The organism is Archangium primigenium (assembly GCF_016904885.1).
Classification (GTDB): Bacteria; Myxococcota; Myxococcia; order Myxococcales; family Myxococcaceae; genus Cystobacter; species Cystobacter primigenius.
This window is the reverse complement of the sequence record NZ_JADWYI010000001.1, coordinates 378,285-403,693: the sequence shown is the minus strand read 5'-3', so window position 1 is coordinate 403,693 and position 25,409 is coordinate 378,285. Positions and strand designations below refer to the sequence as shown.

General features: G+C 69.5%; 21 protein-coding genes. 8 read left to right on the top strand and 13 right to left on the bottom strand.

Annotated features, from left to right (window positions below; all coding sequences use genetic code 11):
* The first annotated feature begins 15 nt into the window (after positions 1–15).
* Positions 16–552 carry a hypothetical protein gene (locus I3V78_RS01715; protein ID WP_204484570.1) on the top strand — a complete coding sequence of 179 codons (537 nt, stop codon included), beginning with the start codon at positions 16–18 and terminating at the stop codon, positions 550–552.
* A 12-nt stretch (positions 553–564) separates the two neighbouring features.
* Here I3V78_RS01715 and I3V78_RS01710 read toward each other — a convergent pair whose 3' ends face one another.
* Positions 565–2,382, bottom strand: coding sequence for an acyl-CoA dehydrogenase (locus tag I3V78_RS01710; RefSeq protein ID WP_204484568.1), 1,818 nt, complete (start codon positions 2,380–2,382; stop codon positions 565–567).
* 130 nt (positions 2,383–2,512) lie between these two features.
* On the opposite strand from I3V78_RS01710, the gene I3V78_RS01705 reads away from it, so the two are divergent.
* Complete coding sequence (locus I3V78_RS01705) at positions 2,513–3,385, top strand: hypothetical protein (RefSeq protein WP_204484567.1); 873 nt, start codon at positions 2,513–2,515, stop codon at positions 3,383–3,385.
* 572 nt (positions 3,386–3,957) lie between these two features.
* The gene (locus tag I3V78_RS01700; protein WP_204484566.1) at positions 3,958–4,338 is read left to right on the top strand and encodes a DUSAM domain-containing protein; all 381 of its coding nucleotides are present in this window, start codon (positions 3,958–3,960) and stop codon (positions 4,336–4,338) included.
* A 91-nt stretch (positions 4,339–4,429) separates the two neighbouring features.
* On the opposite strand, the gene I3V78_RS01695 is transcribed toward I3V78_RS01700, so the two are convergent.
* Positions 4,430–5,809, bottom strand: coding sequence for a serine hydrolase (locus I3V78_RS01695; RefSeq protein WP_204484565.1), 1,380 nt, complete (start codon positions 5,807–5,809; stop codon positions 4,430–4,432).
* Positions 5,810–5,993: 184 nt separating this feature from the next.
* Between I3V78_RS01695 and I3V78_RS01690 the strand changes: the two genes are divergently transcribed.
* From I3V78_RS01690 to I3V78_RS01670, 5 genes are all read left to right on the top strand, one after another.
* Positions 5,994–7,712 carry a glycoside hydrolase family 99 protein gene (locus tag I3V78_RS01690; RefSeq protein ID WP_204484564.1) on the top strand — a complete coding sequence of 573 codons (1,719 nt, stop codon included), beginning with the start codon at positions 5,994–5,996 and terminating at the stop codon, positions 7,710–7,712.
* A 133-nt stretch (positions 7,713–7,845) separates the two neighbouring features.
* Complete coding sequence (locus I3V78_RS01685; RefSeq protein ID WP_204484563.1) at positions 7,846–8,673, top strand: SH3 domain-containing protein; 828 nt, start codon at positions 7,846–7,848, stop codon at positions 8,671–8,673.
* A 77-nt stretch (positions 8,674–8,750) separates the two neighbouring features.
* Positions 8,751–9,863: a bifunctional UDP-sugar hydrolase/5'-nucleotidase gene (locus I3V78_RS01680; protein ID WP_239576251.1), complete on the top strand. Its 1,113-nt coding sequence runs from the start codon at positions 8,751–8,753 to the stop codon at positions 9,861–9,863.
* 36 nt (positions 9,864–9,899) lie between these two features.
* Positions 9,900–11,024 (top strand): NHL repeat-containing protein, encoded by a 1,125-nt coding sequence (locus I3V78_RS01675; protein ID WP_204484562.1) that lies wholly within the window; start codon positions 9,900–9,902, stop codon positions 11,022–11,024.
* A 4-nt stretch (positions 11,025–11,028) separates the two neighbouring features.
* Positions 11,029–12,597 carry a tetratricopeptide repeat protein gene (locus I3V78_RS01670; protein ID WP_204484561.1) on the top strand — a complete coding sequence of 523 codons (1,569 nt, stop codon included), beginning with the start codon at positions 11,029–11,031 and terminating at the stop codon, positions 12,595–12,597.
* Between the two features lie 3 nt (positions 12,598–12,600).
* Here the strand turns inward: I3V78_RS01670 and I3V78_RS01665 are convergent, their stop codons facing one another.
* The 11 genes from I3V78_RS01665 to I3V78_RS01615 all read right to left on the bottom strand — a co-directional run bounded on the left by I3V78_RS01665 (position 12,601) and on the right by I3V78_RS01615 (position 25,401).
* Positions 12,601–14,250 (bottom strand): methyl-accepting chemotaxis protein, encoded by a 1,650-nt coding sequence (locus tag I3V78_RS01665; protein WP_204484560.1) that lies wholly within the window; start codon positions 14,248–14,250, stop codon positions 12,601–12,603.
* Positions 14,251–14,273: 23 nt separating this feature from the next.
* The gene (locus I3V78_RS01660) at positions 14,274–14,513 is read right to left on the bottom strand and encodes a hypothetical protein (RefSeq protein WP_204484559.1); all 240 of its coding nucleotides are present in this window, start codon (positions 14,511–14,513) and stop codon (positions 14,274–14,276) included.
* A 111-nt stretch (positions 14,514–14,624) separates the two neighbouring features.
* Positions 14,625–16,154, bottom strand: a complete 1,530-nt coding sequence (locus I3V78_RS01655; RefSeq protein ID WP_338023444.1) for an ATP-binding response regulator — start codon at positions 16,152–16,154, stop codon at positions 14,625–14,627.
* Positions 16,147–18,177, bottom strand: a complete 2,031-nt coding sequence (locus I3V78_RS01650) for an ATP-binding response regulator (protein ID WP_338023443.1) — start codon at positions 18,175–18,177, stop codon at positions 16,147–16,149. The genes I3V78_RS01655 and I3V78_RS01650 overlap by 8 nt, the downstream gene beginning before the upstream one ends.
* The gene (locus I3V78_RS01645; protein ID WP_204484558.1) at positions 18,174–18,878 is read right to left on the bottom strand and encodes a hypothetical protein; all 705 of its coding nucleotides are present in this window, start codon (positions 18,876–18,878) and stop codon (positions 18,174–18,176) included. The genes I3V78_RS01650 and I3V78_RS01645 overlap by 4 nt, the downstream gene beginning before the upstream one ends.
* Positions 18,875–19,510 carry a cobalamin B12-binding domain-containing protein gene (locus tag I3V78_RS01640; protein WP_239576250.1) on the bottom strand — a complete coding sequence of 212 codons (636 nt, stop codon included), beginning with the start codon at positions 19,508–19,510 and terminating at the stop codon, positions 18,875–18,877. Before I3V78_RS01640 ends, I3V78_RS01645 begins: the two co-directional genes overlap by 4 nt.
* A 242-nt stretch (positions 19,511–19,752) precedes the next feature.
* Positions 19,753–20,385 (bottom strand): pentapeptide repeat-containing protein, encoded by a 633-nt coding sequence (locus tag I3V78_RS01635; RefSeq protein ID WP_204484557.1) that lies wholly within the window; start codon positions 20,383–20,385, stop codon positions 19,753–19,755.
* A gap of 96 nt (positions 20,386–20,481) precedes the next feature.
* Positions 20,482–21,114, bottom strand: coding sequence for a pentapeptide repeat-containing protein (locus I3V78_RS01630; protein WP_239576249.1), 633 nt, complete (start codon positions 21,112–21,114; stop codon positions 20,482–20,484).
* A gap of 28 nt (positions 21,115–21,142) precedes the next feature.
* The gene (sitA5, locus tag I3V78_RS38920; protein ID WP_239576248.1) at positions 21,143–22,711 is read right to left on the bottom strand and encodes a SitA5 family polymorphic toxin; all 1,569 of its coding nucleotides are present in this window, start codon (positions 22,709–22,711) and stop codon (positions 21,143–21,145) included.
* Positions 22,712–22,721: 10 nt separating this feature from the next.
* Entirely contained in the window at positions 22,722–23,354 is a 633-nt protein-coding gene (locus tag I3V78_RS01620; protein ID WP_204484556.1) for a pentapeptide repeat-containing protein, read from the bottom strand.
* Positions 23,355–23,832: 478 nt separating this feature from the next.
* On the bottom strand, positions 23,833–25,401 hold the full coding sequence (locus tag I3V78_RS01615) for an ORC-CDC6 family AAA ATPase (protein WP_204484555.1): 1,569 nt from the start codon (positions 25,399–25,401) through the stop codon (positions 23,833–23,835).
* Positions 25,402–25,409: the final 8 nt, after the last annotated feature.

Here is a 25,409-nt window from a genome sequence, read left to right as displayed (position 1 = left end):
GCGTATGATTCGCCCATGAACTTCTGGACGGCGAGCTGTGTGCTCCTGCTGGCGGGCTCCGCGTGGGCGAAGCCCGCACCGGTTCTCGGGATGAAACTCGACTGCTTCGATGCGTGGAAGAGCCGGAGCCTGCGAGAGCCGGGTGGCGGTCCTGGGGGCGCGCAGTGGAACACCGAGGCCGTCGTCTGCGCGGTGCGCCTGGATCCCCCGCCGGAGTCCCCGGTGCGCACGGTGCGGTTGCGGCTCCAGGTGGGGGCGCGGGGCTCGCTCACGCCCGTGGGCGAGCTGTACGTGCCCGCCGAGCCCCGGCAGGTGCTGGCCCTTGGCGAGGCGAAGCCCGAGGTGGAGGCCCTCGCCCAGGTCGCCGAGGGACGGCCCGTCTTCTTCGTCCCCGCGTCTGTATTTCACCGCGTCCTGCGCGAAGCGGCCTGTCTGTCCAAGCCGGTGTGCTCGCTGCGCTTCGTCGTGACCGCGCAAGGGCTCGACGCGGAGGGCCGAGCGGTGGCGTCCGCCCGGGAGGAACTCCGGGCGGACTTCGCCTTCGGCGAGTGACCGCTGGACGGCTCAGAACGACTCGTCGGGCAGGTCCATCAGCACCAGGTCACCGCGCTCCACCATGCGCGCGGCGTGCTCCAGCCCCGGTAGCACCTCGTGGCAGAACCAGCGCGCGCTCGCGACCTTGCCCTCGTAGAAGGTCTTGTCGCCGGGGTTCTCCTTCATGCGCTCGAGCGCCACCCCCGCGTGCCGCACCAAGAGCCATCCCACCACCAGGTCCGCCAGCGCCATCAGCACCCGGTTGCCCTGGAAGCCCACGTGGTACACGGACTCGCCCAGCTTGCCCATCAGCGTGCCGAGCATCGTCTCCATCGCCGTGAGCCCCTGGCCCAGCGCCGCCCGCTCCGCCTTGAGCGTCTCTCCGCCCTCGTCCCCCTCCGCCGTCGCGCGCACCTTGCTCAACAGGCCCTGCAGCGTCGCGCCGCCGTCACGCGCCACCTTGCGCATCAGCAGGTCCAACGCCTGGATGTGCGTCGTGCCCTCGTAGAGCGTGTCGATCTTCTGGTCCCGGATGTACTGCTCCATCGGGTAGTCCTTGAGGTAGCCCGAGCCCCCCAGGCACTGCAGCGACAGCGCCAGCAGCTCGTAGGCCTTCTCCGAGCTGTAGCCCTTCACCATCGGCAGGAGCAGGTCGTTGAGCGCGTCGTACTCGGCGGCCTCCAGCGCCCGGTGGCCGCCCTTCATCTCCACGTGGTCCTGCATGAACGCCGTGTAGAGCGCCAGCGCCCGCATGCCCTCGGCGTGCGCCTTCTGCGCCATCAGCATCCGCCGCACGTCCGGGTGCCGCAGGATGGACACCCGCGGCGCCTTGGCGTCCCGCGCCCCCATCAGGTCCGTGCCCTGCTTGCGATCCTTCGTGAACTCCAGCGCGTTCAAGTACGCCGTGGACAGCGTGGCCATGGACTTCATGCCCACCGCCATGCGCGCCTGCTCGATGATGTGGAACATCTGCCGGATGCCGTCGTGCACCTCGCCCAAGAGCAGCCCGCGCGAGGGCCGACCGTCCCCGAACGTCAGCTCGCTCGTGACGGAGCCCTTGAGGCCCATCTTGTCCTCGATCTTCGTGCACACGACACCGTTGTGCTCGCCCAGCACGCCGCCCTCGTCCACCCACAGCTTGGGCACGATGAACAGCGACAGGCCCTTGGTGCCCGGCCCCGCGCCCTCGGGCCGCGCCAGCACCATGTGCACGATGTTCTCCGCGTGGTCCGTCTCCGCGCTCGTGATGAAGCGCTTGACGCCCTCCAGCTCCCAGATGTCCCCCTCCACCCGCCGTGCCTTGGTGCGCGCCGCGCCCACGTCACTGCCCGCGTCCGGCTCGGTGAGCACCATGGTGCCCACCCACCGCCGGTCCATCATCGCCGGCAGGTAGCGCTTCTTCTGCGACTCGGTGCCCAGCCGGTCGATGACCCGCGCCAGCACGTTGCCCAGCGTGAAGAAGGCCAGCGCGGGGTTGGCCCCCACGATGAGCTCGAAGGAGGCCCAGCCGAGCGTGGGCGGCGCCCCCATGCCCCCGAGCGGCACCGGCAGCTCCAGCTGGTGCATCCCCGCGTCGTAGTACGCGTCCAGTGAGCGCTTCATCCCCGGCGGCAGCTTCACCTCGCCGTTCTCCAGCCGCGGCGGGTTCAGGTCCGACTCGGCGAAGCTCGCCGCCAGCTCGTTCGTGCTCACCGCCGCGAAGGTCTCCAGCGTCTGCCGCGCCGCCGTCTCGTCGAAGTCCCCGAAGGGCGCCTTGCCCAGGGTCGTGCGGCCGATGTCCAGGAACTCGAAGAGGTTGAAATTCAGGTCTCGCAGGTTCGGCTTGTAGTGGCTGGACGCGGATGACATGCGGGCCTCGTACGCAAGGTGTGGGAGGGCATCCAGGCTCGCTTTTTCGAGGGGGGTTCGCAACCCGGACCCGCTTGCTGCGAGAATGGCCCCCCGCGCAGTCCCCCTCCGTGTCCCACGAGGCCCGTCCATGAGCATCCGCAGGGTTGGTTTCAACCCCTTCGTCGCCACCGCGAGCCTCGTGCAGGCCCAGCGCCGCGTGGCTCCGGTGGAGAAGCACATCGGCGCCGACAACCCGGAGCTCCAGACCGAGGAGGACGGGCTCGACTCGCTCAACAGCCACTACCGCGCCGAGCTGGAGGCCCTGGAGGCCGAGCGCGCCAAGAAGGCCAAGCAGGTCGAGACGCTGCGCTCCAAGCTCATGCTGCGCGATGGCTACGAGAAGCTCCCCGAGGAGCTGCTCGACCTCAAGGGCGGCGCGCGCGACGAGATGGAGCAGCCGGACCCCCGCCAGGCGGGCAAGCCCGGGGTGTCGCTCGCCCAGCTCGCCCGGGCCAACATCTACGAGCGCGTCTCCCGGGAGGAGCGGGCCGCGGCGCAGCGCGCCGAGCTCGAGCGCGCCGAGGCCGAGCTGCGCGCCGCCGAGAATGCCCTGGCCGCCCAGCAGGCCGCGCTCACCGCCGCCACCGAGTTGGAGGAGGCGGCGCTCCAGGACGAGCCCCTCGCCGAGGATGACGCCGCCGACTGGATGGCCGAGGAGCTCGAGGCACTCCAGGAGGGCGCGGAGGAGGACGCGGACGCCGAGGAGGAGCTCTACAGCGATCCCGCCGCGGACCTGTTCCTCGCGAGCCTGGACGACATCGAGAACCTGGAGACGGCCCCGGTGGAGGACCCCCACGCGGGCGCGTTCGTGGCGAGCCTGGATGACATCGAGCACCTGGCGCCCGAGGTCGAGGTGGCCCCCGAGCCCCGGGCCGCCTCGCCGTCGCTCGAGCTCGAGATCGACGTGGAGGAGCCCGTGTTGCTGCCGTTCGACGAGGACGAGAAGGACCCGGCGGACTGAGTCTAGACGGTGTGGCGCGGTGGCGCTCGGCGGAACGCGTCGACCACGACAACCGACACCGCGCGATGTTCGAGAAGAGCACTCCCATGAAACACGTGACTTCCATTGCGGTCGTGGTCGCGAGCCTGATGGGGTTGGAGTTCGTGTCAGGGTGTTCGCCACGCAGGGCGAACTTGCGCACGGAGGAAGCGCAAGGCAGTCGGTCCGCGCTTTTGGCGCAAGCGGTCACGGTGGCCTGCCGCCCCGGTGATTCGACCATGGCCTGCTGTATCAAGAAGCACCCGTACGATCCCTCGGGCGCCTGCGGTGCTACCGCATCGGACGTCGAGGCGGCGGTCAATGCCGGAGCGAGGAGCGAGACCGCGCTGGAACGAGGGGTGAAGGACAAAGAGGCCGAGGCGGAGGACGACCCCGACGAAGGATGGAGAGCGCACTGCCGGGATACGTATGTTCTGTGTAGGGATCAGAACAAGCCGCGCTGGGTGGGGCCCTGCTACGATTGTTTCAGGCTGTGCGAGGGGCAACGTCAATGGCCCTTCACGTTGTGTTGGCAAAAAACAAGGTAACGCGAGATGAGTGAGTCTCACGACTGGGACAAGGTGCTTGGCGTTTATGCCAAACTGGAGCGGGGCGAAGCGTTGGATTTAAATGCTGATATGCGCGAACTCTTGGGGCGAGTGGCTCAAGATGTGGCGCTCAGTCCTGAAGACGCGGATCGAGCACTTCGTTCCCCACCGGGAGCGGAGACGCTGGTGCGGGAGCTTCGCCGTCGGATTTTCGAAGGAAGCCGGCGGTTGTCCCGGGCGCTCGTTGATTCCGCGCGCCGGAAGAAGACCGGTGATGTCACTGGCGCGCGAGCGGTGCTGGATGCGGTGCTGGCTGTCGAAGTCGTACCGCTCTACCGGAAGCAGGTTGAAATCGCGCTTGACTACGTGGATGAGCCGGAAGGTTAAGCGGGTGTACGCTGAACCCTCCCCTCATTTTCGTCAGTGCCCGTGACCCGTCGGGGTTTTCTCGGTGCACTCGGGATGTAGCCTCTTGACGCTACGGCGCCTTGTCAAAATGAGGGAAGGATTCAGCGGAGGCGGCGCCGCGCTGCTTCATCACCTCGTCCACCCGGTGGCCCAGCTCCGCGAGGGTCTGGGTGAAGTGGATGCCCGTCACCACGCGCGGAAAGCCATTCTCCTCGTCCTGGAAGTTGGCTGACGGGGCCACGCCCGCGTCGTAGTAGCGGTAGCCCAGGGTGGACAGCAGCGCGATGACGTAGTGCCGCGGTGTCTGGCCCGGCAGCGCGCGCACGATGCCCGCGTCACTGCCGTAGTTCTCCGTCTGGCCCGTCTTGTGGAGGAACTCCACCTGGGCCGCCGCGTTGCACGGTCGCGTGTCCCGCCCGAAGACATTGGTGCCCACCGTGGCCCGGCCCTCGGCGTCCAGGAAGCGCGCCGGCACGGCCACGGGCAGCCCGGGCCGGGCGTTCGGGTCTCCGCAAATCACCGTGGAGCTCAGGCCCTCGGCGAAGCCCTGCTCGGCGAGCAGTCCCTTGAGGAACGCGCGCGAGGGCTCGGACAGGGTGGCCGCCGTCACCTCGCGGCCCCGGGTCGTCTTCCACAGCAGCCCCGGCCCTCCGTCGATGAGCAGGAACAGGCGCGCCGTGTCCAGGGCCGTCATGTGGATGCTCCCGGGCTGCCAACCGCGGCCCGTCACCGGCGAGGTCCCATTCACCTGGAGCGTGCCCAGGTCCAGCGCCGCGAGCTCCGCGTTGAGCCGCGCCATGCCGCCGCGCTCGTGCAGCAGCTTCACCAGGGCCTCGGTGGCGCCGTTGTTGGATTCGGTGATCATCGGATCCATCCAGCCACGCACGGGTCGCTCGCCCCGATCCTCCTGGCCCGAGGTGAAGTGGTAGGGCGTGTCGAGCGTCAGCTCGCCCTGGTCCACCATGCGCAGCACCCCGTAGGCGACGAGGATCTTGAACAGCGAGGCGGGATAGGGCGCCATGAAGCGCAGCGGGGCGCTCGCGCGGCCCGGCACCAGGTCCTCCTCGGGGCCCGCGTCCGCCCAGCCCTTCTTGCCGTTCCACCGCTCCGGATCCCAGCGCGTGAAGCGCACCGCGCGCGTGCCCCAGCGCTTGGGCTCGAGGGGCACGACCCGGCCCCGGGGGTAGTCGCGCGAGAGCAGCACGTTGGCCGCCGCCACGGGGCGTCCCTCGGCGTCCAGCTCGATGACGGCCACGTCCAGGTTGGGCGGGGTCGCCAGGCGCTGGCCCGACCGCCGCCAGTCGAGCACCGGGGTGAAGTCCACCGCGCGCACCGCGCCGAGCAGCTCCTGCTCCAACGTGCGCGAGCGGGCCACGGCGGACGAGGCGCGAGGCGCCGCCAGACCCGGCGCGGCGAGGACGAGGACGAGGCAGCACGCCAGCGGTCGCATGCGTCCGCTCTAGCCCCGAGGGCTCCGCGCGTCCATGCCGCCCGACTGTGTCTTTTCCTTCAATGTCGTCCGTGATGGCCGTTAATTCGGTTTAAGTAGGTATTCCAGGTTGGTCGGATTCGTGTTAGGGACGCGCCCGGTGACTCGTGTCCACGAGGACTCACTGCATTCAAGGAGCAATGCCATGACGCGTCGTTTCGTGACCGAGGGGGCGGGGGTTGTCGCCGCGCTCGTGTTGGCGGGCTGTGGTTCGGCGGTCCCCGAGGCCGAGCGCGTCGAGCCGGCGGAGCCCACGGCGTCCGTGGCGTCCCCGGTGGCGGTGAGCAAGAGCTTCACCAAGAAGGTCTACGTGCACCTGATGCCCTGGTTCGAGAGCAACACCACCTCGGGCACCGGGGCGTGGGGCGCGCACTGGACCATGGACAACCGCAACCCCAACGTGGTGGACAGCTCGGGCAAGCGGCAGATCGCCGCGCACTTCTATCCGCTCATCGGGCCGTACGGCTCGGGGGACAAGGACGTCATCGAGTACCAGCTGCTGCTCATGAAGTACGCCGGCGTGGACGGCGTGCTCATCGACTGGCCGGGCACGCTCAACTGCGTGGACTACCCGAAGAACAAGCAGAACGCCGACGCCTTCATCAAGAAGATCGAGTCGGTGGGCCTGGAGTTCGCCATCGTCTACGAGGATCACAACCTCGCGCTGGCGCCCACGTATGGGTGCTCGGTGCCGGACCGGCTCGCCCAGGCGCGCAATGACATGGCCTTCCTGCGCGACAACTACTTCGGCCGCGCCAACTACATCCGCATCAACAACGCGCCCCTGCTGATGGACTTCGGGCCGCAAACGCTCAAGTCGCCGTCGGACTGGACCAATGTCTTCTCGGTGCTGCCCACCAAGCCGACCTTCCTGACGCTCTGGTACCAGAAGGGCGAGGCCGGGGCGAACGCCCAGGGCGAATACCCGTGGATCTACTCGGACTTCACCAGCGGGCTCAATCACTGGTACGCCAACGTGTGGCCGGGCGTGAAGTTCGGCGTGGCCTACCCGGGCTTCAAGACCTTCTACAACGAGGGCGGCTGGGGCAACCCCGCCACGTGGAGCATCGCCCACAACGGCACGGGCACCTTCGGCCAGACCATGGACCTGGCCAAGAACAGCGGCGTGAACTGGATCCAGCTCGCCACGTGGAACGACTACGGCGAGGGCACGATGATCGAGCCGACGCGCGAGTTCGGCTACGGCGCGCTGACCACGCTGCAGCAGAAGCTCGGCGTGCCGTACGGGCAGAGCCAGTTGGAGCTGGTGGCCAAGCTGTATGACCAGCGCAAGCAGTACGCGAGCAACACCGCCAAGCAGAGCGAGCTGAACACCGCCTTCAACTACTTCGTGGCGCTGCAGCCGGACAAGGCCGCCAGCATCCTCAATGGTGGAGGCACCACGACGCCGCCCTCGGGCGGCAACCCCACCGTCACCAACGCGGGCTTCGAGAACGGCCTGACGGGCTGGACCACCTGGTCGCCCAATGGCACGCAGAGCGCCGCCTTCACGGAGACCTACAACGGGGGCTACAACAACAGCGCCTACCACCTGACGCACTTCAAGGCGGGCCCCTTCGAGACCTGGACGTACCAGCAGCTCAGCGGCATCCCCAATGGCAACTACCGGGTGCGCGCCCAGGTGCGAAAGGGCGGGGACTTCGGCTTCTCGCGGCTGCAGGCCAAAACGTGCGCCGACTGCACCCCGGCCGCCACCCAACTGGGCACCTACAGCGGCTGGACGCAGATCGAGACGCCCACCCTCTCCGTGACCGGGGGCTACTTGGAGTTCGGCCTGCACACCCAGGCCACCACCGGCAGCAGCTTCGTCCACCTGGACGACGTGCAGGTCATCCGCCAGTAGACGTCGGCCCCACCTCGGGGGAAATGAGCGATAAGCGCGGCTTTCCAACTTTCCGGGAAAGTGATATCGCGTCGCGCCGGGTCCGGGTGTGGAGACAGCTCCCCTGGACCTTCCCCTGAGGTGGAGGTCAGTCATGCGCGGTGCGACGAAGAGCGGTCATCCCCTGAAGTGGGTGGCGGTGCTGGCGTGGATGGCGGTGGGCTGCGGTGGCGGCCAGACGTCCGTGGACGGCACGGCGCTGGTGGGCGTGGACGAGGGCGAGAGCGCCAGCGCCATCACCGCGTGTGTCACCTCGGGCGCGAGCCTGCAGACCACCACGGACCTGAACGTGCGCAGCGGCGTGGGCACGAGCTATGGCGTGCTCATCACCATTCCGGGCGGCGGCATCGCCAAGGAAGCGGGCGGCGGCTGTCCCACGAGCGGTTGGTACAAGGTCACCTACAGCGGCGTGACGGGCTGGGCCTCGGGCACCTACCTCACGGTGGCGGGCACGGGCTCCACCGCCAGCCGGGACGCGGCGATCGCGCGCTCGCAGACGGCCATGGGCTTCTCCTACTGGTGGGGCCATGGCGCCTTCAAGTCGGGCGCCGCCGTGGGCGCGTGCTCCGGCAACTGCCCGAGCTGCACGCACTCCGGCTCGTACGGCGGGGACTGCTCCGGTTTCGTCGCCAAGGCCTGGGTGGTGCCCAGCACCAACAGCAACATGGCCACGGACTCGCACCCCTACAGCACCGGCAGCTTCAACGTGGACAGCAGCCAGTGGAGCACCATCTCGCGGGACGCGCTGCTCAAGGCCGACGCGCTCGTCTACAACGACGGCGGCGCGGGCCACATCGCCCTGTACGGCTCGGGCGACGGCTGGGGCAGCATGAACCTCTACGAGTGCAAGGGCTGCGCGGCCGGCTGCGTGTACAACGCCCGCTCCCTGGGCACCACCTACCACGCCATCCGCCACTACTAGTCCCCGCTTGCCCTTCGCGCCCCGAGGCGTCCGCGCCTCGGGGCGTTGTCGTTTCAACGGCCGTTCAAGAGGACGTCATGCGCGTGCGCTCGGCGCTGCGGATTCTGTGGGTGTCGGGGCTGCTCGCCGCGGGCGTGGAGGCCGCGCCCCGCGAGGCGGTGGTGCTCTTCACCGGGGACAACGCCGGGGAGATCTCCGACTGCGGGTGCCGACAGGGCCCGGCGGGCGGACTGGCGCGGCGCAAGACGGTGATCGACCGCGAGCGCGCGGGCACCGCCGCCGTGGTGGTGCTCGACGCGGGCAACGCGCTCTTCAAGACGCCGGACGCCGGCCGCGCGCCGGGAGACCGGGAGCGCGCCGCGTTGCTGCTCGAGCAGATGGGGGAGATGGGCACCCAGGCCATGGCCGTGGGCGAGCGGGACCTGGCGCTGGGCACGGGCTTCCTCACCCAGGGCGCGCGCAAGCGCAAGCTGGTGCTGCTCTCGGCCAACCTCACCGACGCGGCCGGCGCGCCCGTGTTCGCGCGCTCGCGGGTGGTGCGGGACAAGGGCGTGGCGTTCGGCCTCATCGGCGTGTCCCCCGAGGGGCCGGTGGCGGGCGAGGCCCGGGTGGTGGGCCAGCCCGTGCTGCCCGCCGTCCAGGCCGAGGCCCGCGCGCTCCGGGCGAAGCAGAAGGTGGACGTGGTGGTGGTGCTCGCCGCGCTGCCGCTCGCCGAGGCGCGCGCGCTCACCGAGCGGCTCGGGGCCGAGGTGGACTTCGTCCTGCAATCCCACGAGGGCCGGCTGCCCGGCGTGGCGCAGCACCCGGGGCAGGGCACGCTCGTGTCCTCGGGGGAGCGGGGCCGGCAGGTGGGCCGGCTCGCGCTGTCGATCGACGGGCCGGGCGCGTTCGTGGACCTGGCCGAGCGGGAGCGGGCGCGGCAGGGGCTCGCGCTGCTGGAGGAGAACATCCAGCGGGGCCGGGCGCGGCTGACGGCGGCCCGGGACGAGACGAACCGCGCGGCCCTCCAGCAGTCCCTGGCGGCGCTGGAGGCCCGGCGGCCCCAGTTGGAGGCCCAGGCCCGGCCGCCCGAGACGGCGCCCGCGCGCACCCAACTGCTGTCCTTTCTTCCGCTCGGGCCGGAGGTGCCGGAGGATCCCGAGCTCACCCAGCGGGTGGCGCCCCTGTTGCCGCCCTCCGCCAGGCCCTAGCGCCACGCCCTGGCGCCACATCGAGGACACGAGATCATGACGTCGCGTAAGCGCGGTGGGTGGGTGCTGCTGGCAGTCGTCGTCCTGGTGCTCGTGGGCGTGGCCCTGCTGCGGCCCCGTCCGGACGCGTCGGTCCCCCCGACCGGCACCGAGGCCCGCCCGGACGCCGCCCCTGGGGCCCCCGTCGCCAAAGCGCCCCCGGGCACGCCCCCGAAGGCCCCTCCGCCGGCCGCGCCCGCGGGAGCGAAGCCGTCCGCGCCCGCCGCTCCCGGACGCGAGGTCATCGCCGAGCTGGGGTGGGGCAGTGGTCCGGACCAGCTCGGGCGGGACCGGCCCCAGGAAGCCAACCCCGAGGGCCCCATGTCGCTCGCGGTGACGCCGCTGGGGGACATCCTGGTGATGGATCAGCTCAATGGCCGGCTCCTGCGCCTGGGGCAGGACGGCAAGGTGCTCGGGAGCACGCCGCTCACCCAGCAGGTGCCCCAGGACGTGACGGTGGCCCAGGACGGCTCGATGCTGGTGCTCGACCGGCTGCGCGACAAGACCGTGGCCATCCTCGACCCGCTCACCGGCACGCTCAAGGGCGAGCTGCCCCTGCAGGGCAAGCACCTGCCCGAGACGGGGCTCATCACCGGCACCTTCGTGGATGGGGATCAGGTGTACGTCGAGCGCGAGCACGGCACGCTGGTCAACATCGGCAGCCTGTCCGGCCAGGCCAACCCCGAGCAGCCCGAGCTCAACGGCCGACCCACGCGGGATGGCCGCTCGCTCATCGTCGCCAATATCGTCGAGGCGCGCGCGGGCCGGGTGCTCGTCAACTCGATTGACCGGGCGTCGAACTCGCGGCGCTTCACCCGCCAGTACCCGCTGGGCTTCCCCATCCTGTTCCTCACCCTGCTGGACTCGGATCGCTCGGGCGTCATCTACCTGGGCGTGGCGGGGGAGCTGCCCACGGGCCGTGCCTCGCCCGCCACCGCCGAGGGCGTGCGCCTGTTCTGTCTGGACCCGCTGGAGGGCAAGGTGCTGGGCCAGGTGGACCTGCCGCTCAGCCCCATGCCCGAGGAGACCTTCCGGGACTTCGCCGTGCTCGACGAGGGCGGCGTCATCTACAAGCAGATGACCGAGACGGGCGTCACCCTGCGCCGGGCGGACTGCCGCTAGCGCCATGAGGCCGCCGAGGGTGTCCGCGGGGGTCTGGGTCTTCATCGGGGCGCTCGCGGTGCGGGGCGCCTATCTGCTCACCGCGCACGGGCCCGCCTTCGACGCGCCGCTCATCGACGCGGACTACTACGACTACCTCGGCACCCGGCTCGCCCGGGGCGAGGGCTTCGACCCCGGTCCCTTCTGGCAGCCGCCGCTCTACCCGCTGGTGCTCGGGGGGCTCTACCGGCTCCTGGGCCCCGCGCTGCTCTGGCCGCGCCTGCTCCAGGCCCTGCTCGGGGCGCTCACCGCGGGGCTCGCGTATGGCCTCGCGCGCCGCGTCTCCGGGCAGGGCTGGGTCGGCGTGCTCGCGGGCGTTGCGGTGGCGCTGCACGGGCCGCTCGTCTTCTATGACGGGGAGCTGCTCGCCACCTCGCTTGGCACCTTCCTGGCCACGCTCGCGCTCTGGCTCGCCGTGCGCGAGCCCCCCACCTGGCGCGCGGCACTGCTCGGCGGGGCGTGCGTGGGCCTGGGCGCGCTCGCCGTGGCGCCCCTGCTGTTGCTCGGGCCGGTGGTGGTGGTGGCCGTGGGCCGCGGGCGGTGGACGCGCGGCGCCCTGGGCGCGCTGGCCTGTGGGGCCGTGGTGGCGTGCGCCACGGGGGCCAACCACGCGCGCTCGGGCGAGTGGGTGCTCATCTCCGCCAACGGTGGCATCAACCTGTGGCTGGGCAACAACGCGGACGTGGATGGGGCCATGGCGCTGCGGCCGGGCGCCGCCTGGGAGACGCTTGTCGAGGAGCCCGCGCGCCAGGGGCTGCACGCTCCCGGGGCCCAGGACGCGTACTTCACCCACAAGGCCCTCGCCTGGTGTGGTGCGCACCCCGGCCCCTGCGCGCGCAACCTCGTATGGAAGGCCCGGCTGCTCGTGCTCGCGCGGGAGCTGCCGCGCAACGAGGACCTGTATGTCGTGCGCACGCAGTCCCCGGTGCTCCAGGCGCTCACCGCGCGGGTGGGGGACGTGGCCCTGCCCTATGCCCTGCTCTGGCCGCTCGCGGCGGTGGGGCTCGTGGGCCTGCTCTCGGGTCCGGGGTCCCGGCGGGCGGGGCTCACCGTGGCGGCGGCCGCGCTCGTGCTGGCGCTGCCCTCGGTCGTCTTCTTCGTGACGGGCCGCTACCGCGCGCCCCTGGCCCCCGTGCTGTGCGTGCTCGCGGCCCTGGGCGTGGCGGCGCTGGGGCGCTGGCGGGGCGCCGCGCGGGCGGCGGCCGGGGGAGGCGCGCTGGCCGTGTTCCTCCTGGCGGTGTGGCCCGTGCGCCTGGCGGTGGACGCCGTGGATTTCGAGGCGGAGCTGCACTACGCGGTGGGGGGCCGTCACGCCCGGCTCGGAGACGACGGGGCGGCGGTGGACGCCTGGCGGCGGGCGCTGGCGCGGCGGCCGGACTACCTGGAGGCGGGCTACAACCTGGGGCTCGCGCTGGAGCGCCTGGGCCGGGAGGACGAGGCCCGGGCCCTCTACGAGGCGCTCGTGCGCGCCCACCCCCGCGAGGCGCTGCCGCGCGACCGCCTGGAGCGCTTGCGCGGGGCGCGCGGACCCTGAACCCTAAGGAGGCGCGTCCTTCTGGAAGCGCGTCGCCCGCTCGCGCAGTTGGCGCGCCCGGGAGGTGAGGCCCTCGGCCGCCTGGGTGATGTGCTCCACCTCCTTGGCCGCCTCGGCCGCCTGGCCCGACAGGGTGTGGATGCTCAGCGCGAGCGACTCGCCCGCCGCCGCCTCCGCCGCGTGGGCGCTCGCCGTCTGCTTCACCTGCCGTTGGATCTCCTCGGCCCCGGTGACGATGCGCTCGAGCGCCTTGGCCGTGTTCGACGACAGCCGCAGGCCCTCGTGCACCCGGGCGCGGCCCTCGCGGATCTGCGCCGCCGCGGCCTCCGTCTCCGTCTGGCTCTGGCGCATGAGGGTGCGGATGCGCTCGGCCGCCGCGCGGGCCTGCTCGGCGAGCTTGCGCACCTCGAGCGCCACCACCGCGAAGCCCTTGCCGTGCTCGCCCGCGCGCATGGCCTCGATGGAGGTGTTCACCGCGAGCACCCGCGTCTGGTCCGCCACGTCGGAGATGAGCTCCATGGCGCGCTCCACCTCCTCGCTCCACTCGGTGAGCCGGTCCACCGTGCGCGCCGAGCGATCCACCACGTGGGCGATCTCCTTCATCTTCTCGTCGGTGACGCGCACGCCGGCGCCGCCCTCGCGCGCGGCCTGCTCGTTGGCCTCGGCGGTGCGCGCGGTGAGCTCCGCCTGATGGGCGCCCTGGGCGAGCTGCTGCGTCATGCGGATGACGGTGGCGGACACGTTCTGCATGCCCCAGGACTGCTCCTGGGCCGCTTGCCTGAGGCCGTCCGTGGCGCGGTGGATGTGGCCCGCGTCCGACTCGGTGACGCGGGACACCTCGGCCATCTCCCCGAGCATGCGCTGCACGTCGGCCACCATGGCGTTGAAGGCCCGGCTCAGGTCCCCCACCTCGTCGAGCGCGGGCGTGGGCACGGTGATGCCCAGGTTGCCCCGGGCCACCTCGCCCGCCGCGTCCGCCAGCGCGCGCATGGGCGCGAGCATCCGCCGCGACAGGTACGCCCCTCCGAGCGCCGCCATGCCCGCGCCGGCGAAGAGCGCCGCCCACATGCGCCGCTCCACCGCCGCCACCTCCTCGTCCAGGTCCTCCATGTAGACGCCCGTGCCCAGCACCCAGCCCCACGGGGCGAACAGCTTCACGTAGGACAGCTTGGGGATGGGGTCGGCCGAGTAGGGGCGGGTGGCGAGGTACTCCACCGGGCCCTCGCCCTGGGCGCGCGCCAGCTCCACGATGTCCCGGAACACCGGCTTGCCCGCCCGGTCCACGTAGCCCGTCATGTCCTGGCCCAGGCGCTGGGGCAGGAAGGGGTGCATCACCAGCCGCGTCTTCAGGTCGTTGATCCAGTAGTACTCGTTGCCCGCGTAGCGCAGGGGCTCCAGGAGGGCGGCGGCGGCGCGGCGCGCCTCGTCCGGGGTCAGCTCCCCCTGGCGCACCCGGGCCTCGTGGGCCTCGAGCAGGTGGTAGCCCACCTCCACGAGCTGGCGCACCTCCCGCAGGCGATCCTCGCGCAGCTGCTCGCGCATGGCGGGCAGCACGTAGGCTTGTTGCAAGAGCAAGAGCGGCAGCACGCTCAAGAGCAGCGCGCCGTGGAACTTCATGAGCAGGCTGGGCCGCCATCCCGGGAGGAACGCCATGTCCCCCCGAGCCTAGGTCAACCTCAACACCGGGGCGAGCGCGCGTCGGGGGGACAGCTCCACTCGGCGTGGCAGCAGTCCCGGCCGTCCCCGCCACAGGGCAGCTGACACGTCTCCACCCAGTCACACGGGTGATGCCCGGACGTCTGGGACGGTGCCTCCCGGGAGGCGGGCGCCGGTGGGGGCTCGGGAGGCGCGGGCGCGGCGGTGGCGCCCGCGACGAAGCCCGCCAGGGCCAGCAGATACCGCCGCATCTCCCGCATGCACCCACCTCCGCGCGTGAGTCGTCCCATCCCCGACGGGGGGCTCTATGTGTCCACGGCGGTCCGGAGCGCGAAGGGGGGGCGCGGGGCGGGGGTGTCGGGTGGGCGACGTCACAGCTCGGACAGCAGGCGGCACAGCTCGTCGGGTGTCACCGGGCGGACCAGGTGCAGATCGAAGCCCGCCTGGCGCAGCCGGCTCGGGTCGCCGGGGGCCTCCTGGGCGGAGAGGGCCACGAGCCGGATGGTGTTGCCCAGCCGCGCGCGGAGCGTCTCGGCCATGCGGTAGCCGTCCTCCCCGGGCCGCGAGAGCGCCACCAGGGCGACCTCCGGCGCGCGCCGCACCGCGAGCTCCAGCCCCCGCAGCGCGTCCGCGGCCACCTCCACCTGGTGACCCCACGTCTCCAGCCGCTCGCGCAGCGCGTGGCTCACCGCCTCGTTCTCCTCCACGAGCAGGATGTGCCGGCCGCGCCGGGGGCCCTCGGAGGAGGACACCTCATCGGGGGCGGCGGGCAGGAGGGGCAGCCACACCACGAACTCGCTGCCGCGGCCGGGCCCCTCGCTGTGGGCCTCCACCTGGCCGCCGTGCAGCTCCACCATGTTGCGCACCAGCGTGAGCCCGATGCCCAGGCCCCCGCGCGAGCGCTCGAGGGACTCGTCCGCCTGGGCGAACAGCTCGAAGACGGTGGGCAGCACGTCGTGGCGGATGCCGATGCCCGTGTCGCGCACGCTCACGCGGGCCCCCGGCAGGTGCTCGGCGTTGGGGGCCGGGCTCAGGTCCAGCCAGAGCGTGCCGCCCCGGTCCGTGTACTTGGCCGCGTTGTCGAGCAGGTTGGTGAAGACCTGCTCCAGGCGCGTCGTGTCCGCGTCCACCCACGCGGGCGCGTCCGGGACCCGGGCCGTCAGCGTGAGGCCCCGCGCCTCGGCCACGGGCCGGAAGGAGAGGAGCACCTGCTCGAGCACGTGGCGCAGGTCCACCCGCGCGCGGCGCAGCTCCACCTTGCCCCGGGTGATGCGGCTCACGTCCAGGAGGTCATCCACCAGCCGCGACAGGTGGTTGGTCTGCCGCTGGATGATGGCGATCATCCGCGACTCGCGCGGGTCCACCGGCCCGCGGCGCTCGAGGATGCCGGCGGCGGTGCCGATGGCGGCGAGGGGGTTGCGCAGCTCGTGGGCGAGCATGGCGAGGAACAGGTCCTTGCGCCGGTCCGCCTCGGTGAGGTGCTCGGCGCGCCGGCGCAGGGCCTGCTCGGCGTGGCGCATGCGCAAGAGCGAGCGCACCGTGGCCAGCAGCTCCTCGCCCTCGAAGGGCTCGGTGAGGTAGGCGTCCGCGCCGCCATCCAGGCCGCGCACCTTCTTGTCCGGCGTCACGAAGGTGGCCGAGGTGTGCATCACCGCGAGCGAGGCCGTCTCGGGGTGGGCGCGCAGGCGCTTGCACACCTCGTAGCCGCTGATGTCCGGCAGCTTCACGTCCAGCACCACCACGTCCGGCCGCTCGCGCTCGGCGATCGCCAGCGCCGACAGGCCCGTGGCGGCCTCGAAGACCCGGTAGCCCGAGGTCTGCAGGAGCCGCGAGGCCAGGTAGAGGCTCGCCGGATCATCGTTGACGACGAGGATCGTCTCTCCCAACGCGTGCTCAGCCACGGTGGACCTCCGCGCCGCTGCCCAGGTTCTTGTGCAGGGCGTCCCGGATGCGCGCGATGGCGACCTCGCGGCTCACGGTGTGCTTGGCCAGGATGGTGGAGGTCTCCTTGGCCAGGCGCTGGCGCTCCTCCTCGTTGAGCTGGTGCGAGGTGTGCAGGATGACGGGGATGTCGCGCGTGCGCGGATCCACCTTGAGCTCGTCCAGCACGTCGAAGGCCGTCATGTCCGGGAGCACGAAGTCCAGGAAGATGAGGTCCGGGGATTGCTCGCGCGCCAGGCGGATGCCCTCCGGGCCGTTGTCGGCCTCGTTCAGCACGTAGGGCGTGCCCGAGAGCATCTGCCGGAAGAGGTAGCGGTGCACGTCGTCGTCGTCGATGATGAGCAGCTTCTTGACGGGCGCGGCGCGGGCCATGTTGGCCAGCTTGCGCAACAGCTGCTCCTCGGCCACGGGCTTGAGCCAGAACTCGTCCGCGCCGAGCGCGCGCGCCTTCTGCTCGCGGTCCATGAGCGTCACCACGAGGATGGGGATGTCGCGCGTGGCCTCGTTCGTCTTGAGCTCGGACAGGAAGCTCCAGCTCGTCTCGCCCTCGAGCATCACGTCGAGCACCACGGCGGCCGGGCGCACGCGCTGCAGCGTGCGGCGCGCCTCGTCCACCGTGCGCACGGGCAGCACCTGGAAGCCCGAGCGCGACAGGTACTTCTCGTAGAGGAAGAGCGTCTGCCGGTCGTCCTCCAGCACGAGCACCGGCGAGCGTCCGGGCTCCAGCTGCTGGCTGCGCTCGGTGATGACGTTGAACTCGGCCACCTCCGGGTGCACGCGCGGCAGGCTGAAGGTGAAGGTGGAGCCGTGGCCCGGGGTGCTCTGCACGGTGAGGTCCCCGCCGAGGAACGTGGCCAGGCGCCGCGACAAGGACAGGCCCAGGCCCGTGCCGCGCACCTTCTTCTGCAGGGGGCTGTCCACCTGGGCGAACTCCTCGAAGATGTGCTGGTGGTACTCGGGCGCGATGCCGATGCCCGAGTCGCGCACCTGGAAGAGCACGCGGTCGTCCGGGCCGGCCTTCACGGACACCGTGACGTGGCCCTTCTCGGTGAACTTGAGCGCGTTGGACACGAGGTTGCGCAGCACCTGGCTCACCTTGGCCTCGTCCGTCTCCAGCGTCAGCTCGTCCAGGGGCTCCGCGAAGCGCAGCTCCACCGGCGAGTCCGACGTCAGCAAGGGCCGCATCATCCCGCGCAGCGCGCCGAGGAAGTCCCGGGCGCCAAAGCGCGTGGGCCGCAGCGTCGTCTTGCCCGACTCCAGCTTGGACAGGTCCAACAGGTCACTCACCAGCTCGAAGAGCGCCTCGGCCGAGCTGCGGATGAACTGCACCTGCTTCTGCTGCTCGCCGGACAGCGTCCCGTTGGCGGGGTTGAGCAAGAGCCGCGCCAGGCCCAGGATGGAGTGCAGCGGGGTGCGGAACTCGTGGCTCACGTTGGCCACCACCCGGCTCTTGATCTCCGCGGTGCGGATCATGCTCTCCGTCTTCTCGTCCAGCTCCGCGTGCAGCTTGCGCACGCCGCGGTTGGACTCCTCCAGCTCGCGGTTGAGGCGCAACAGCTCGTCCGCGCGCCGCTTGAGCTCGCGCTGCTGGCGCTCCGTCTCGCGGTGCAGCGCCGCGAGCTCGCTGAGCGTCTCGCTCACCTGGGACAGCGAGGCGGCGTAGTCCTCGGGGACCAGGCTGCCCACCAGCGCCACGTGGCCCTCGTGGGGCATGCCCCGGAAGGCGAAGGTGCGCGGCTGGCCCCCCACGCACAGCACCACCTCCCAGCCCTCCACGCGCTCGTCTCGCGCGAGCGTGAGCAGCCGCTCCACCTTCTCCTCCAGGCCCGGGGCCGCGAGCTGGCGCAGCGCCGCGCCGGGCACGGCCTCCAACATCCGCACCGCGCGCTCGTCCGCCCAGAGGATCTCCCCGGAGGGGGCACAGGCCAGGGCCACTTCGCGGCTCAGCGCATGCCACACGGGCGTGGGAACGGCGTTCGTCACGGGTGCTCCTCGTCCAGGGCCGTCAGCCCCATCGCCACGGTGACCCGCGGCAGTTCCGCCAGGGACGCATCACCGGCCAGTGATGCCTCCAAGGTCCGCAACACCGTGCGGTAGTCGCCCCCCCGTCCCCGTCGCGGCCAGAACCCGGCGTACCACCTCACGTGGTCGACGAACAGTCCGCTCCGGCCCGTGCCCAGGGAGTCCGCGAGGTAGGAAAATTGCAGCCGGACTTCCTCTTCCAGACCGGCCAGGGAGACGCCTCGTGCGGTGAGTTCACGCACGGTCTGGGACACCAGGCCCTCCAGGGCCCGCTCCAGGGCCAGGGCGGGACCCTCGGTCCACTGGAGCGCCTGCTCGGCGGCCCGCATGTACTCCACCGCTTGGGGGGGCGAGGTCAGGCCCTCGTGCACGAGCGCGGCGCGCAGGCCCTGGAAGTGGGTCGCGATGTGCCGCGAGGACATGCCCCGGGGCACGAGCAGCCCCCGGAGCCAGCGCGCGTAGCGCTCCATGACGCCCGCGTCGCGCGTCTCCAGCGCCTGGACGAGGTAGCGCACGTGGAAGACGGCGTCCTCGCTGCCGAAGCGGCGCGCGCGGGCCTCGCCGTAGCGGGCGAACCAGAAGGGGTCCTGGTACAGGCCCTCCACCGACGCCGCCGCCAGCCGCTCGGTGCGCGCGGCCACCTCCTGGGCCAGCGCGTTCATTCCGGCACCTCCAGCAGCCGGCACGCCGTGGCCACCAGACCCCGCGCGTCCGTGCCGATGAAGGGCACGCCCAGCTCCTCCTGCACCCCGGGCGCCCACTCCAGGGCCAGTCCCCCCACGAGCAGGGGCAGCCGGGGCGCCACCGCGCGCACCGCCGCCACCGCCTCGCGCAGCGCCGGCAGGTGGAAGGTCATCGTCACCGAGAGCGCCAGCAAGTCCGGCGGCGCGCTCTTCACCTCGCGCACCAGATGCTCCACGGGCACACTCGCGCCGAGGAAGCGCACGTCGAAGCCCGCCATCTCCAGGAAGTCGCTCGCCATGCGCGCGCCCAGCTCGTGCAGCTCGCCCTCCACGCACGACACCACCACCGTGCGCCCGTTGGGGGCGTCTCGCGGCAGGTAGCGGTAGAGGTGGGACAGGGCGAGCTGGGAGATGGCCGTGGCCATGTGCTCCTGCGCCACGGAGATGATGTTCTCCTGCCACAGGCGGCCGATCTCCCACTGCGCCTTGCGGATGACCTCGGATTGCAGGGTGGCGAAGGGGATGCCGCGCAGCAGGCCCTCCTCCACCACCAGGCGCAGGGCCTCGCGGCGATTGCCCTTGAGCTGGGCGGACAGGTAGGCCTCACGCAAGGCCGTGAGCTCATCGGTCGATGGGGAGTGGGGGACGGTGATCACGGAAGGGGGCGGGGATGTCGGGGGGGGCAGCGGGCACAGGCTAGCTGGATCCCTGGGGGATGGGGGCCACGGGGGGAGTTCCTTTCCGACGACTCCCAGCAGTCAACATCGCGCACGGGCCCGATGCAGTTCCCGTGGAGCCACGCCCGCTCGCCGGGCTTGTACGCGGGCGAGCGCTCCCTGGAGCCATGGGTGGATCAGAAGAGGACGCCGGGGCAGGTGTCGAGCACGGCGCGGAGGGCCTCGGCGGTGGTGCCGCTCTCCTTCGCGAGGGTGGGGGCGTGGTAGGTGACGGCGACGGTCGCCGAGGGATCCCGGACATGGCCCGCCATGACGATGGACGAGATGTTGCCCGGCCAGGGCAGGCGCGCGAGCTCCTGGCTGCGCGGGATGGGGTCCAGCACGGTGAAGCAGGGCCACGTGGGAAAGCGCAGGGTGCTCGGATCGCAGCCCATGAAGCGGCAGCCGTCCAGGCGCGCCTCGGTGAAGTCGCAGTCCTCGATGACGCCCACGCCGAACTCCGCATAACTGCCGAACTCGGGCGAGTAGCCGAAGTCACAGCCCGACATCCGCCCCTTGAACCGGCAGCCCTTGAGCGTGGCCGAGACCCAGTCCTGATGGTTCTTGAGTTCCTGTTTCACCTCGATGGTGCAGTCGATGAAGTGGGCGCCTCGGAGGAGCAGGTTTCGCCCGCTGACCTTCAAGACCACCTCGCAGTCGCGGAGGGTGAGCTTCGGCCCGAGGAAGTAGAGCGCCCCCTTTGAGGTGAGCTGGACGCGCTCGTTCTGGAGGTCCTTGTGCTCGAGGATGACGTTTTCAAGCCATGCCATGACGTGCTCCTTGACTCAGAAGGTCAGCATCCGGAAGAACTGCTCGGTCATGCGTCTGCCATGCCGCGCCAGATTGCTCGGGGTACCGGACAGGATTCAGAAGATGACGCCGGGGCAGGTGTCGAGCACGGCGCGGAGGGCCTCGACGGTGGTGCCGCTCTCTTTCGCGAGGGTGGGGGCGTGGTAGGTGACGGCGACGGTCGCCGAGGGCGAGTGGGCATTTCCCTCCATGACGATGGGCGAGATGTTGCCCGGCCAGGGCAGGCGCGCGAGCTCCTGGCTGCGCGGGATGGGGTCCAGGACGGTGAAGCAGGGCCACTTGGGAAGGCGCAGGGTGCTCGGGTCACAGCCCATGAAGCGGCAGCCGTCCAGGCGCGCCTCGGTGAAGTCGCAGTCCTCGATGGCGCCCACACCGAACTCATCGTCGCCGACGCGCTCGGGGGAATGGCCGAAGTCACAGCCCGACATCCGCCCCTTGAACCGGCAACCCTGGAGGATGGCACTGCGCCAGGCCAGATGATTCGTCAGCTCCTGCTTCACCTCGAAGGTGCAGTCGATGAAGCGAGCGCCCAGGATGAGCAGGCGCCTCGCACTGACTTTCAGCACGAGGGTGCATTCCCTTAGCTCCAGGTTCGGACCCAGGAAGTAGAGGGAGTTCTTGTCCGTCAATTCCAGACGCTCTCCGCGAAGCTTCTTGTCCTCGATGAGGACGTTCTCCAGCCAGGCCATGGTGTGTGCTCGCTGTGTGCTCGTTGATTCAGAAGGTGAGCATTCGGAAGAATTCGCCTGTCATCCGTCGACCGTGCCGCGCCAGGTTCGATGGTGTACCCGAGAGGATTTCGTACTTGAATCCCGTGGCCACGTCTTCCACATCGACTCCCTGGCGGTTCCACTTGAGCCGACCACGAAATTGGGCGTACACCCGAGCCTCGACGAAACGACCTCGGGCCTCGCGCTCCAGGAGACGCGCCAGCCAATATTTGCCCCGTCGCTGAGCCTCCGCGATGGCGCGGCGCTCCCTGTCGGTGAACTGTGAAGTGCCCCATTCCTTCGCCGCGCGGGAGACTGCCGCCTGGAGCTGGTCGCCAACCGGGTCGGATTTCGGAATGGCCTCGGGCGAGGTGTCCCGCGGCAGGTGCCAGCGCTGGCCATTGCCCAGGAGGACCTGCCGGTTGCCGCCCCGGTGTCTCAGGTCCACGGTGACGGACGGGCCTTTTCCGGGGGCGGTGGGGCCGGTGCCTCGCTGCCGGAGTAGCACCACCGCGAGCGGTCCACCCGGCGTCGCCGCGACCAGCTCCACCGTCGCCACGGCCCGGGTGAGGGCTTCACTCGTGGCCAGGACGTCCAGCGCGCCCGCCGTCCCGGGATGCGTCTGGAGCCCCCAGCGCATCGTCGCCGCCTCGGCTCCGGGCAGCAGCTTCACGCGGGCGGCGACCTCGCCAAGGGTGCGTCCCGTGAGCGCCGCCGCGCCCAGCAGGAGGGCTCGGGCCGCGCTCTCGCCCAGGACGCGGGCATAGTCCCTGCCCGCGCCCCGCAGCTGCGAGAAGCGAGTCGCGGCATGGGCGTCGCGGGTGAGTACCGCCCAGCCCTCCACCAGCCGCCACAGCGTCTCCACGCCGAGCCAGGCCACCATCAACACGGAGAGCGCGGCGGCCAGGCCCTTCGTCACGGGCTCGGGCACCAGCCAGAGCATGGCGTACAGGCCCACGGTCCACACGAGCAGGGACACGACGGCGCGAGGGTGGGTCACCTCGTGTTCCAGCGCGCCGCGTGTCTCCTCCAAGACGCCGCCCAGGGCCAGGGCCAGCGCGAGGGTGCGCCGGTCATCCGCGCGCAGGTCCGGTCCATCGTCGAGCAGGGACAGGCAGTCGCCTCCGCCCTGGCGCTGACACCAGTGGGCGTAGTCGCGGCGCAGGGCGAGCTGGGCCTCGGAGGTCAGGGGTGTCTCGTCCAGGGGCAGCAGGGTCAGGACCCGTCCGTCGGAGACCTCCGCGAGCCATTCGCCCTCCAGCCCTCCGGCGGGCTCGGCGTGCTCGGCGGGGGTCTCCAACCATCGCCGGGCCGTCTCGCGCGGGCTCCCCGGGAGCGGACGGTCCAGACCGAGCCGTCGCAAGGCGACACGGAAGTCCTGGGGCCCTATTGGCAGGGGCTCCTCCAGGCCGCAGACGGGTTCGGCCTCCTCGACCTCCTGGGCCGTGGGGCGCTCGGGGACGGCGCGCCGGAGGGGCTGGGTCGGCACGCAGGCGCTCCACACGGTCAGCAGCAGCAGCGCCCAGGTTCCGAGGAAGCGGCGGGCGCCCTGCCACCATGGGCTCGAAGGAGTCATCGGGGGGATCTCAGAAGAGGACGTCGGGGCAGGTGTCGAGCACGGCGCGGAGGGTCTCGGCGGTGGTGCCGCTGTCCCGCGCGAGGGTGGGGGCGTGGTAGGTGACGGCGACGGTCGCCGAGGGGTCCCGGGCGTGGCCCGCCATGACGATGGACGAGATGTTGCCCGGCCAGGGCAGGCGCGCGAGTTCCTGGCTGCGCTGGAGGGGGTTCAGGAGGGTGAAGCAGGGCCACTTGGGCAGGCGCAGGGTGCTCGGGTCGCAGCCCATGAAGCGGCAGTCGTCCAGGCGGGCCTCGGTGAAGTCGCAGTCCTCGATGACGCCCACGCCGAACTCCGCGTCGCTGACGAACTCGGGCGAGTAGCCAAAGTCACAGCCGGACATCCGCCCCTTGAACCGGCAGCCCTTGAGCGTGGCCGAGACCCAGTCCTGGTGGTTCTTGAGTTCCTGTTTCACCTCGATGGTGCAGTCGATGAAGTGGGCGCCTCGGAGGAGCAGGTTTCGCCCGCTGACCTTCAAGACCACCTCGCAGTCGCGGAGCGTGAGCTTCGGTCCGAGGAAGTAGAGCGCCCCCTTGGAGGTGAGCTGGACGCGCTCGTTCTGGAGGTCCTTGTGCTCGAGGATGACGTTTTCAAGCCATGCCATGACGTGTTCCTGAACTGTTGACGCGGTGAGGTGGTCAAAAGTCCAGTTTTGCGCTGAGTTGGATGTTATACGTATCCACGGGAAAACGGTATCGGCCCGACCCGGCAGATGCTGGTCCATTGCGTTGTGTCTGACTGCTCTCTAAGCACAAAATGTGGCGTGCCACCGGTCTGTTGCCGGTGAACGGTCACGAGTTCGCATGGTCCAAACTCAAGGGATTGCTCCGGACGGCAGAGGCGCGCACCGTCACCGCACTTCGTCAGGCGGTCTAGGACGCCATGATGCTCATTTCTGCATCGGATGCGGCCCAATGATTCAAAGCCTGTGGCTTTCAGTCTCAAGCCACGTGATTTCCGCTGTCAGGTCAACGATGCTCGGGTCCGGTGGAGAAAGGGCACGGCAGCCGAAGCGGTCCAAATGACCCGACATAGCAGATTGCCTGCTATGCATTTGTTCGGCTGCTTCAGCGACCGCTAGATTACTCCGCAGCGGCAACTAGCTCTTGCGCGAGGGACTGCTCAACGTCAGGGGGCGCATCCCTCCAAAAACTTTCAAGAACGGCAACCTCGATAACGGGCGCACCTCGAATCTCTTCCTTTGCATCCTTTTCAGCGATGTCGATCTCCCTGAATTTGCTGTCGAGTTTGCGCATATGCGCATAGCTTCCTAGGTCAATCATGAACGCCTGGAATGAGCCTAGTTGCTTTTTGTGTGTGATGGCCGTGTCGAGACTGTGGATGATACGGTAATCGAAGAGACGATTGAACAGATACCTCAGATTTTCTCGTTCCTGTAACGTCTTCTCGGATATGCAAAAAACATTGCTCTTCCTGTCGAGACAGAATTGACGAATGACAAACGTCGCTCGGAGTAGCGCATCCTGCTCGCTGTGCTCGGAATCCCGTTTCATCTCTTGAATTCGATGTTGGAGATTCTGTAAGGACAATTGTCGCACATCATCTTTCCCGATGCGTGGATCGGCTTGATTGCTTACGTTCTCCAAGGCCTCAAGGAAAAGTGAGAGACAGTCCCGAGGTACTCCTCCGCCAGCGAGAATGAGGCGCCGGAAGCCGTCTCCCTTGAAGAGCTGGTCGTTGAATTCCTTCGGGGAGATTTCGGCTTTCTCCGCAAATTTGTGAAAAATATTTCGGAGTTGCTTCTCTGTCCTATGAAAATCTTGGAGCGTGAAGTCCACGTTTATGGGCTGAAAATCGTGGCGCTCCTGAACTCCAATGGGCTGGCCAGAACGCTCCGCGTAAAGATCGCTAGAGTGACGGAGTGTAGCAATTTTGAAAAATAGAGGCACGTCCTTGCACAGTCGATGAACAAAGTCAGCTATGTGTGGCTGCGCTGCTCGAGGCAGGTGGTAGAAATCGTCGAGCTCAATAAAGACCGACTTGATTTTGGTGCTGTTCTCGAACACCTCTCTGATCCTCTGCTTGAATGGAGGGATCGCGAGGTTGAGCTTCTGAAGCTTCATGTCGCTTCGTTGGTACAACTTCTCGAAACCGCTTTTGATTTGGGCCTTTTCTGCGTCTGATATGGTGAGGTCTAGGGTCTTCTCGAAGAGTTTGGTGCCAACAGTTGCAGATGAGGCCGTTTCCTGACTTGTCTCGCCAGTCTCTTTAATGCTTTGGTTGATTTCATCGGCTTCGGCCTTGAGGCGGTTGAGTTCGGCTATGATTTCTTGAACTAGTTGCCTGACGGCCCTTTTGCGACCGAACCAACCGCCGAGATTTCTTTCAAGTTCACGAAATACCGCTGTCAATATTTCGACCAATACATTGGGAAATGAATGTGTCTTGAAGTCTTCGCAGTTGAGATACACGCGCCTCGTATTCGTGGCGAGGAGCCGAGCTGAATGGTGCAGCAGCAGGGTTTTCCCGCATCCACGCCGACCGAAAACAACATGATTTTGTCGTGCGACAATATCGGTCAAGGTGTTTGAGGGGTCGATGTACTCGATATGGTCTGCCCCTCCCTGCTGCACGCGCAAGGATTCACTTATTACTACACGCAGCTTTTTGAGCTTATCCTCGTCTACCATTTTACGAT

Excerpts from the sequence above, each read along its gene's own strand:
- I3V78_RS01715 (WP_204484570.1), top strand. The coding sequence starts at position 16 with ATGAACTTCTGGACGGCGAGCTGTGTGCTCCTGCTGGCGGGCTCCGCG.
- I3V78_RS01710 (WP_204484568.1), bottom strand. The coding sequence starts at position 2,382 with ATGTCATCCGCGTCCAGCCACTACAAGCCGAACCTGCGAGACCTGAAT.
- I3V78_RS01705 (WP_204484567.1), top strand. The coding sequence starts at position 2,513 with ATGAGCATCCGCAGGGTTGGTTTCAACCCCTTCGTCGCCACCGCGAGC.
- I3V78_RS01700 (WP_204484566.1), top strand. The coding sequence starts at position 3,958 with ATGAGTGAGTCTCACGACTGGGACAAGGTGCTTGGCGTTTATGCCAAA.
- I3V78_RS01695 (WP_204484565.1), bottom strand. The coding sequence starts at position 5,809 with ATGCGACCGCTGGCGTGCTGCCTCGTCCTCGTCCTCGCCGCGCCGGGT.
- I3V78_RS01690 (WP_204484564.1), top strand. The coding sequence starts at position 5,994 with ATGACGCGTCGTTTCGTGACCGAGGGGGCGGGGGTTGTCGCCGCGCTC.
- I3V78_RS01685 (WP_204484563.1), top strand. The coding sequence starts at position 7,846 with ATGCGCGGTGCGACGAAGAGCGGTCATCCCCTGAAGTGGGTGGCGGTG.
- I3V78_RS01680 (WP_239576251.1), top strand. The coding sequence starts at position 8,751 with ATGCGCGTGCGCTCGGCGCTGCGGATTCTGTGGGTGTCGGGGCTGCTC.
- I3V78_RS01675 (WP_204484562.1), top strand. The coding sequence starts at position 9,900 with ATGACGTCGCGTAAGCGCGGTGGGTGGGTGCTGCTGGCAGTCGTCGTC.
- I3V78_RS01670 (WP_204484561.1), top strand. The coding sequence starts at position 11,029 with ATGAGGCCGCCGAGGGTGTCCGCGGGGGTCTGGGTCTTCATCGGGGCG.
- I3V78_RS01665 (WP_204484560.1), bottom strand. The coding sequence starts at position 14,250 with ATGGCGTTCCTCCCGGGATGGCGGCCCAGCCTGCTCATGAAGTTCCAC.
- I3V78_RS01660 (WP_204484559.1), bottom strand. The coding sequence starts at position 14,513 with ATGCGGGAGATGCGGCGGTATCTGCTGGCCCTGGCGGGCTTCGTCGCG.
- I3V78_RS01645 (WP_204484558.1), bottom strand. The coding sequence starts at position 18,878 with ATGAACGCGCTGGCCCAGGAGGTGGCCGCGCGCACCGAGCGGCTGGCG.
- I3V78_RS01635 (WP_204484557.1), bottom strand. The coding sequence starts at position 20,385 with ATGGCATGGCTTGAAAACGTCATCCTCGAGCACAAGGACCTCCAGAAC.
- I3V78_RS01630 (WP_239576249.1), bottom strand. The coding sequence starts at position 21,114 with ATGGCCTGGCTGGAGAACGTCCTCATCGAGGACAAGAAGCTTCGCGGA.
- sitA5 (WP_239576248.1), bottom strand. The coding sequence starts at position 22,711 with ATGACTCCTTCGAGCCCATGGTGGCAGGGCGCCCGCCGCTTCCTCGGA.
- I3V78_RS01620 (WP_204484556.1), bottom strand. The coding sequence starts at position 23,354 with ATGGCATGGCTTGAAAACGTCATCCTCGAGCACAAGGACCTCCAGAAC.
- I3V78_RS01615 (WP_204484555.1), bottom strand. The coding sequence starts at position 25,401 with ATGGTAGACGAGGATAAGCTCAAAAAGCTGCGTGTAGTAATAAGTGAA.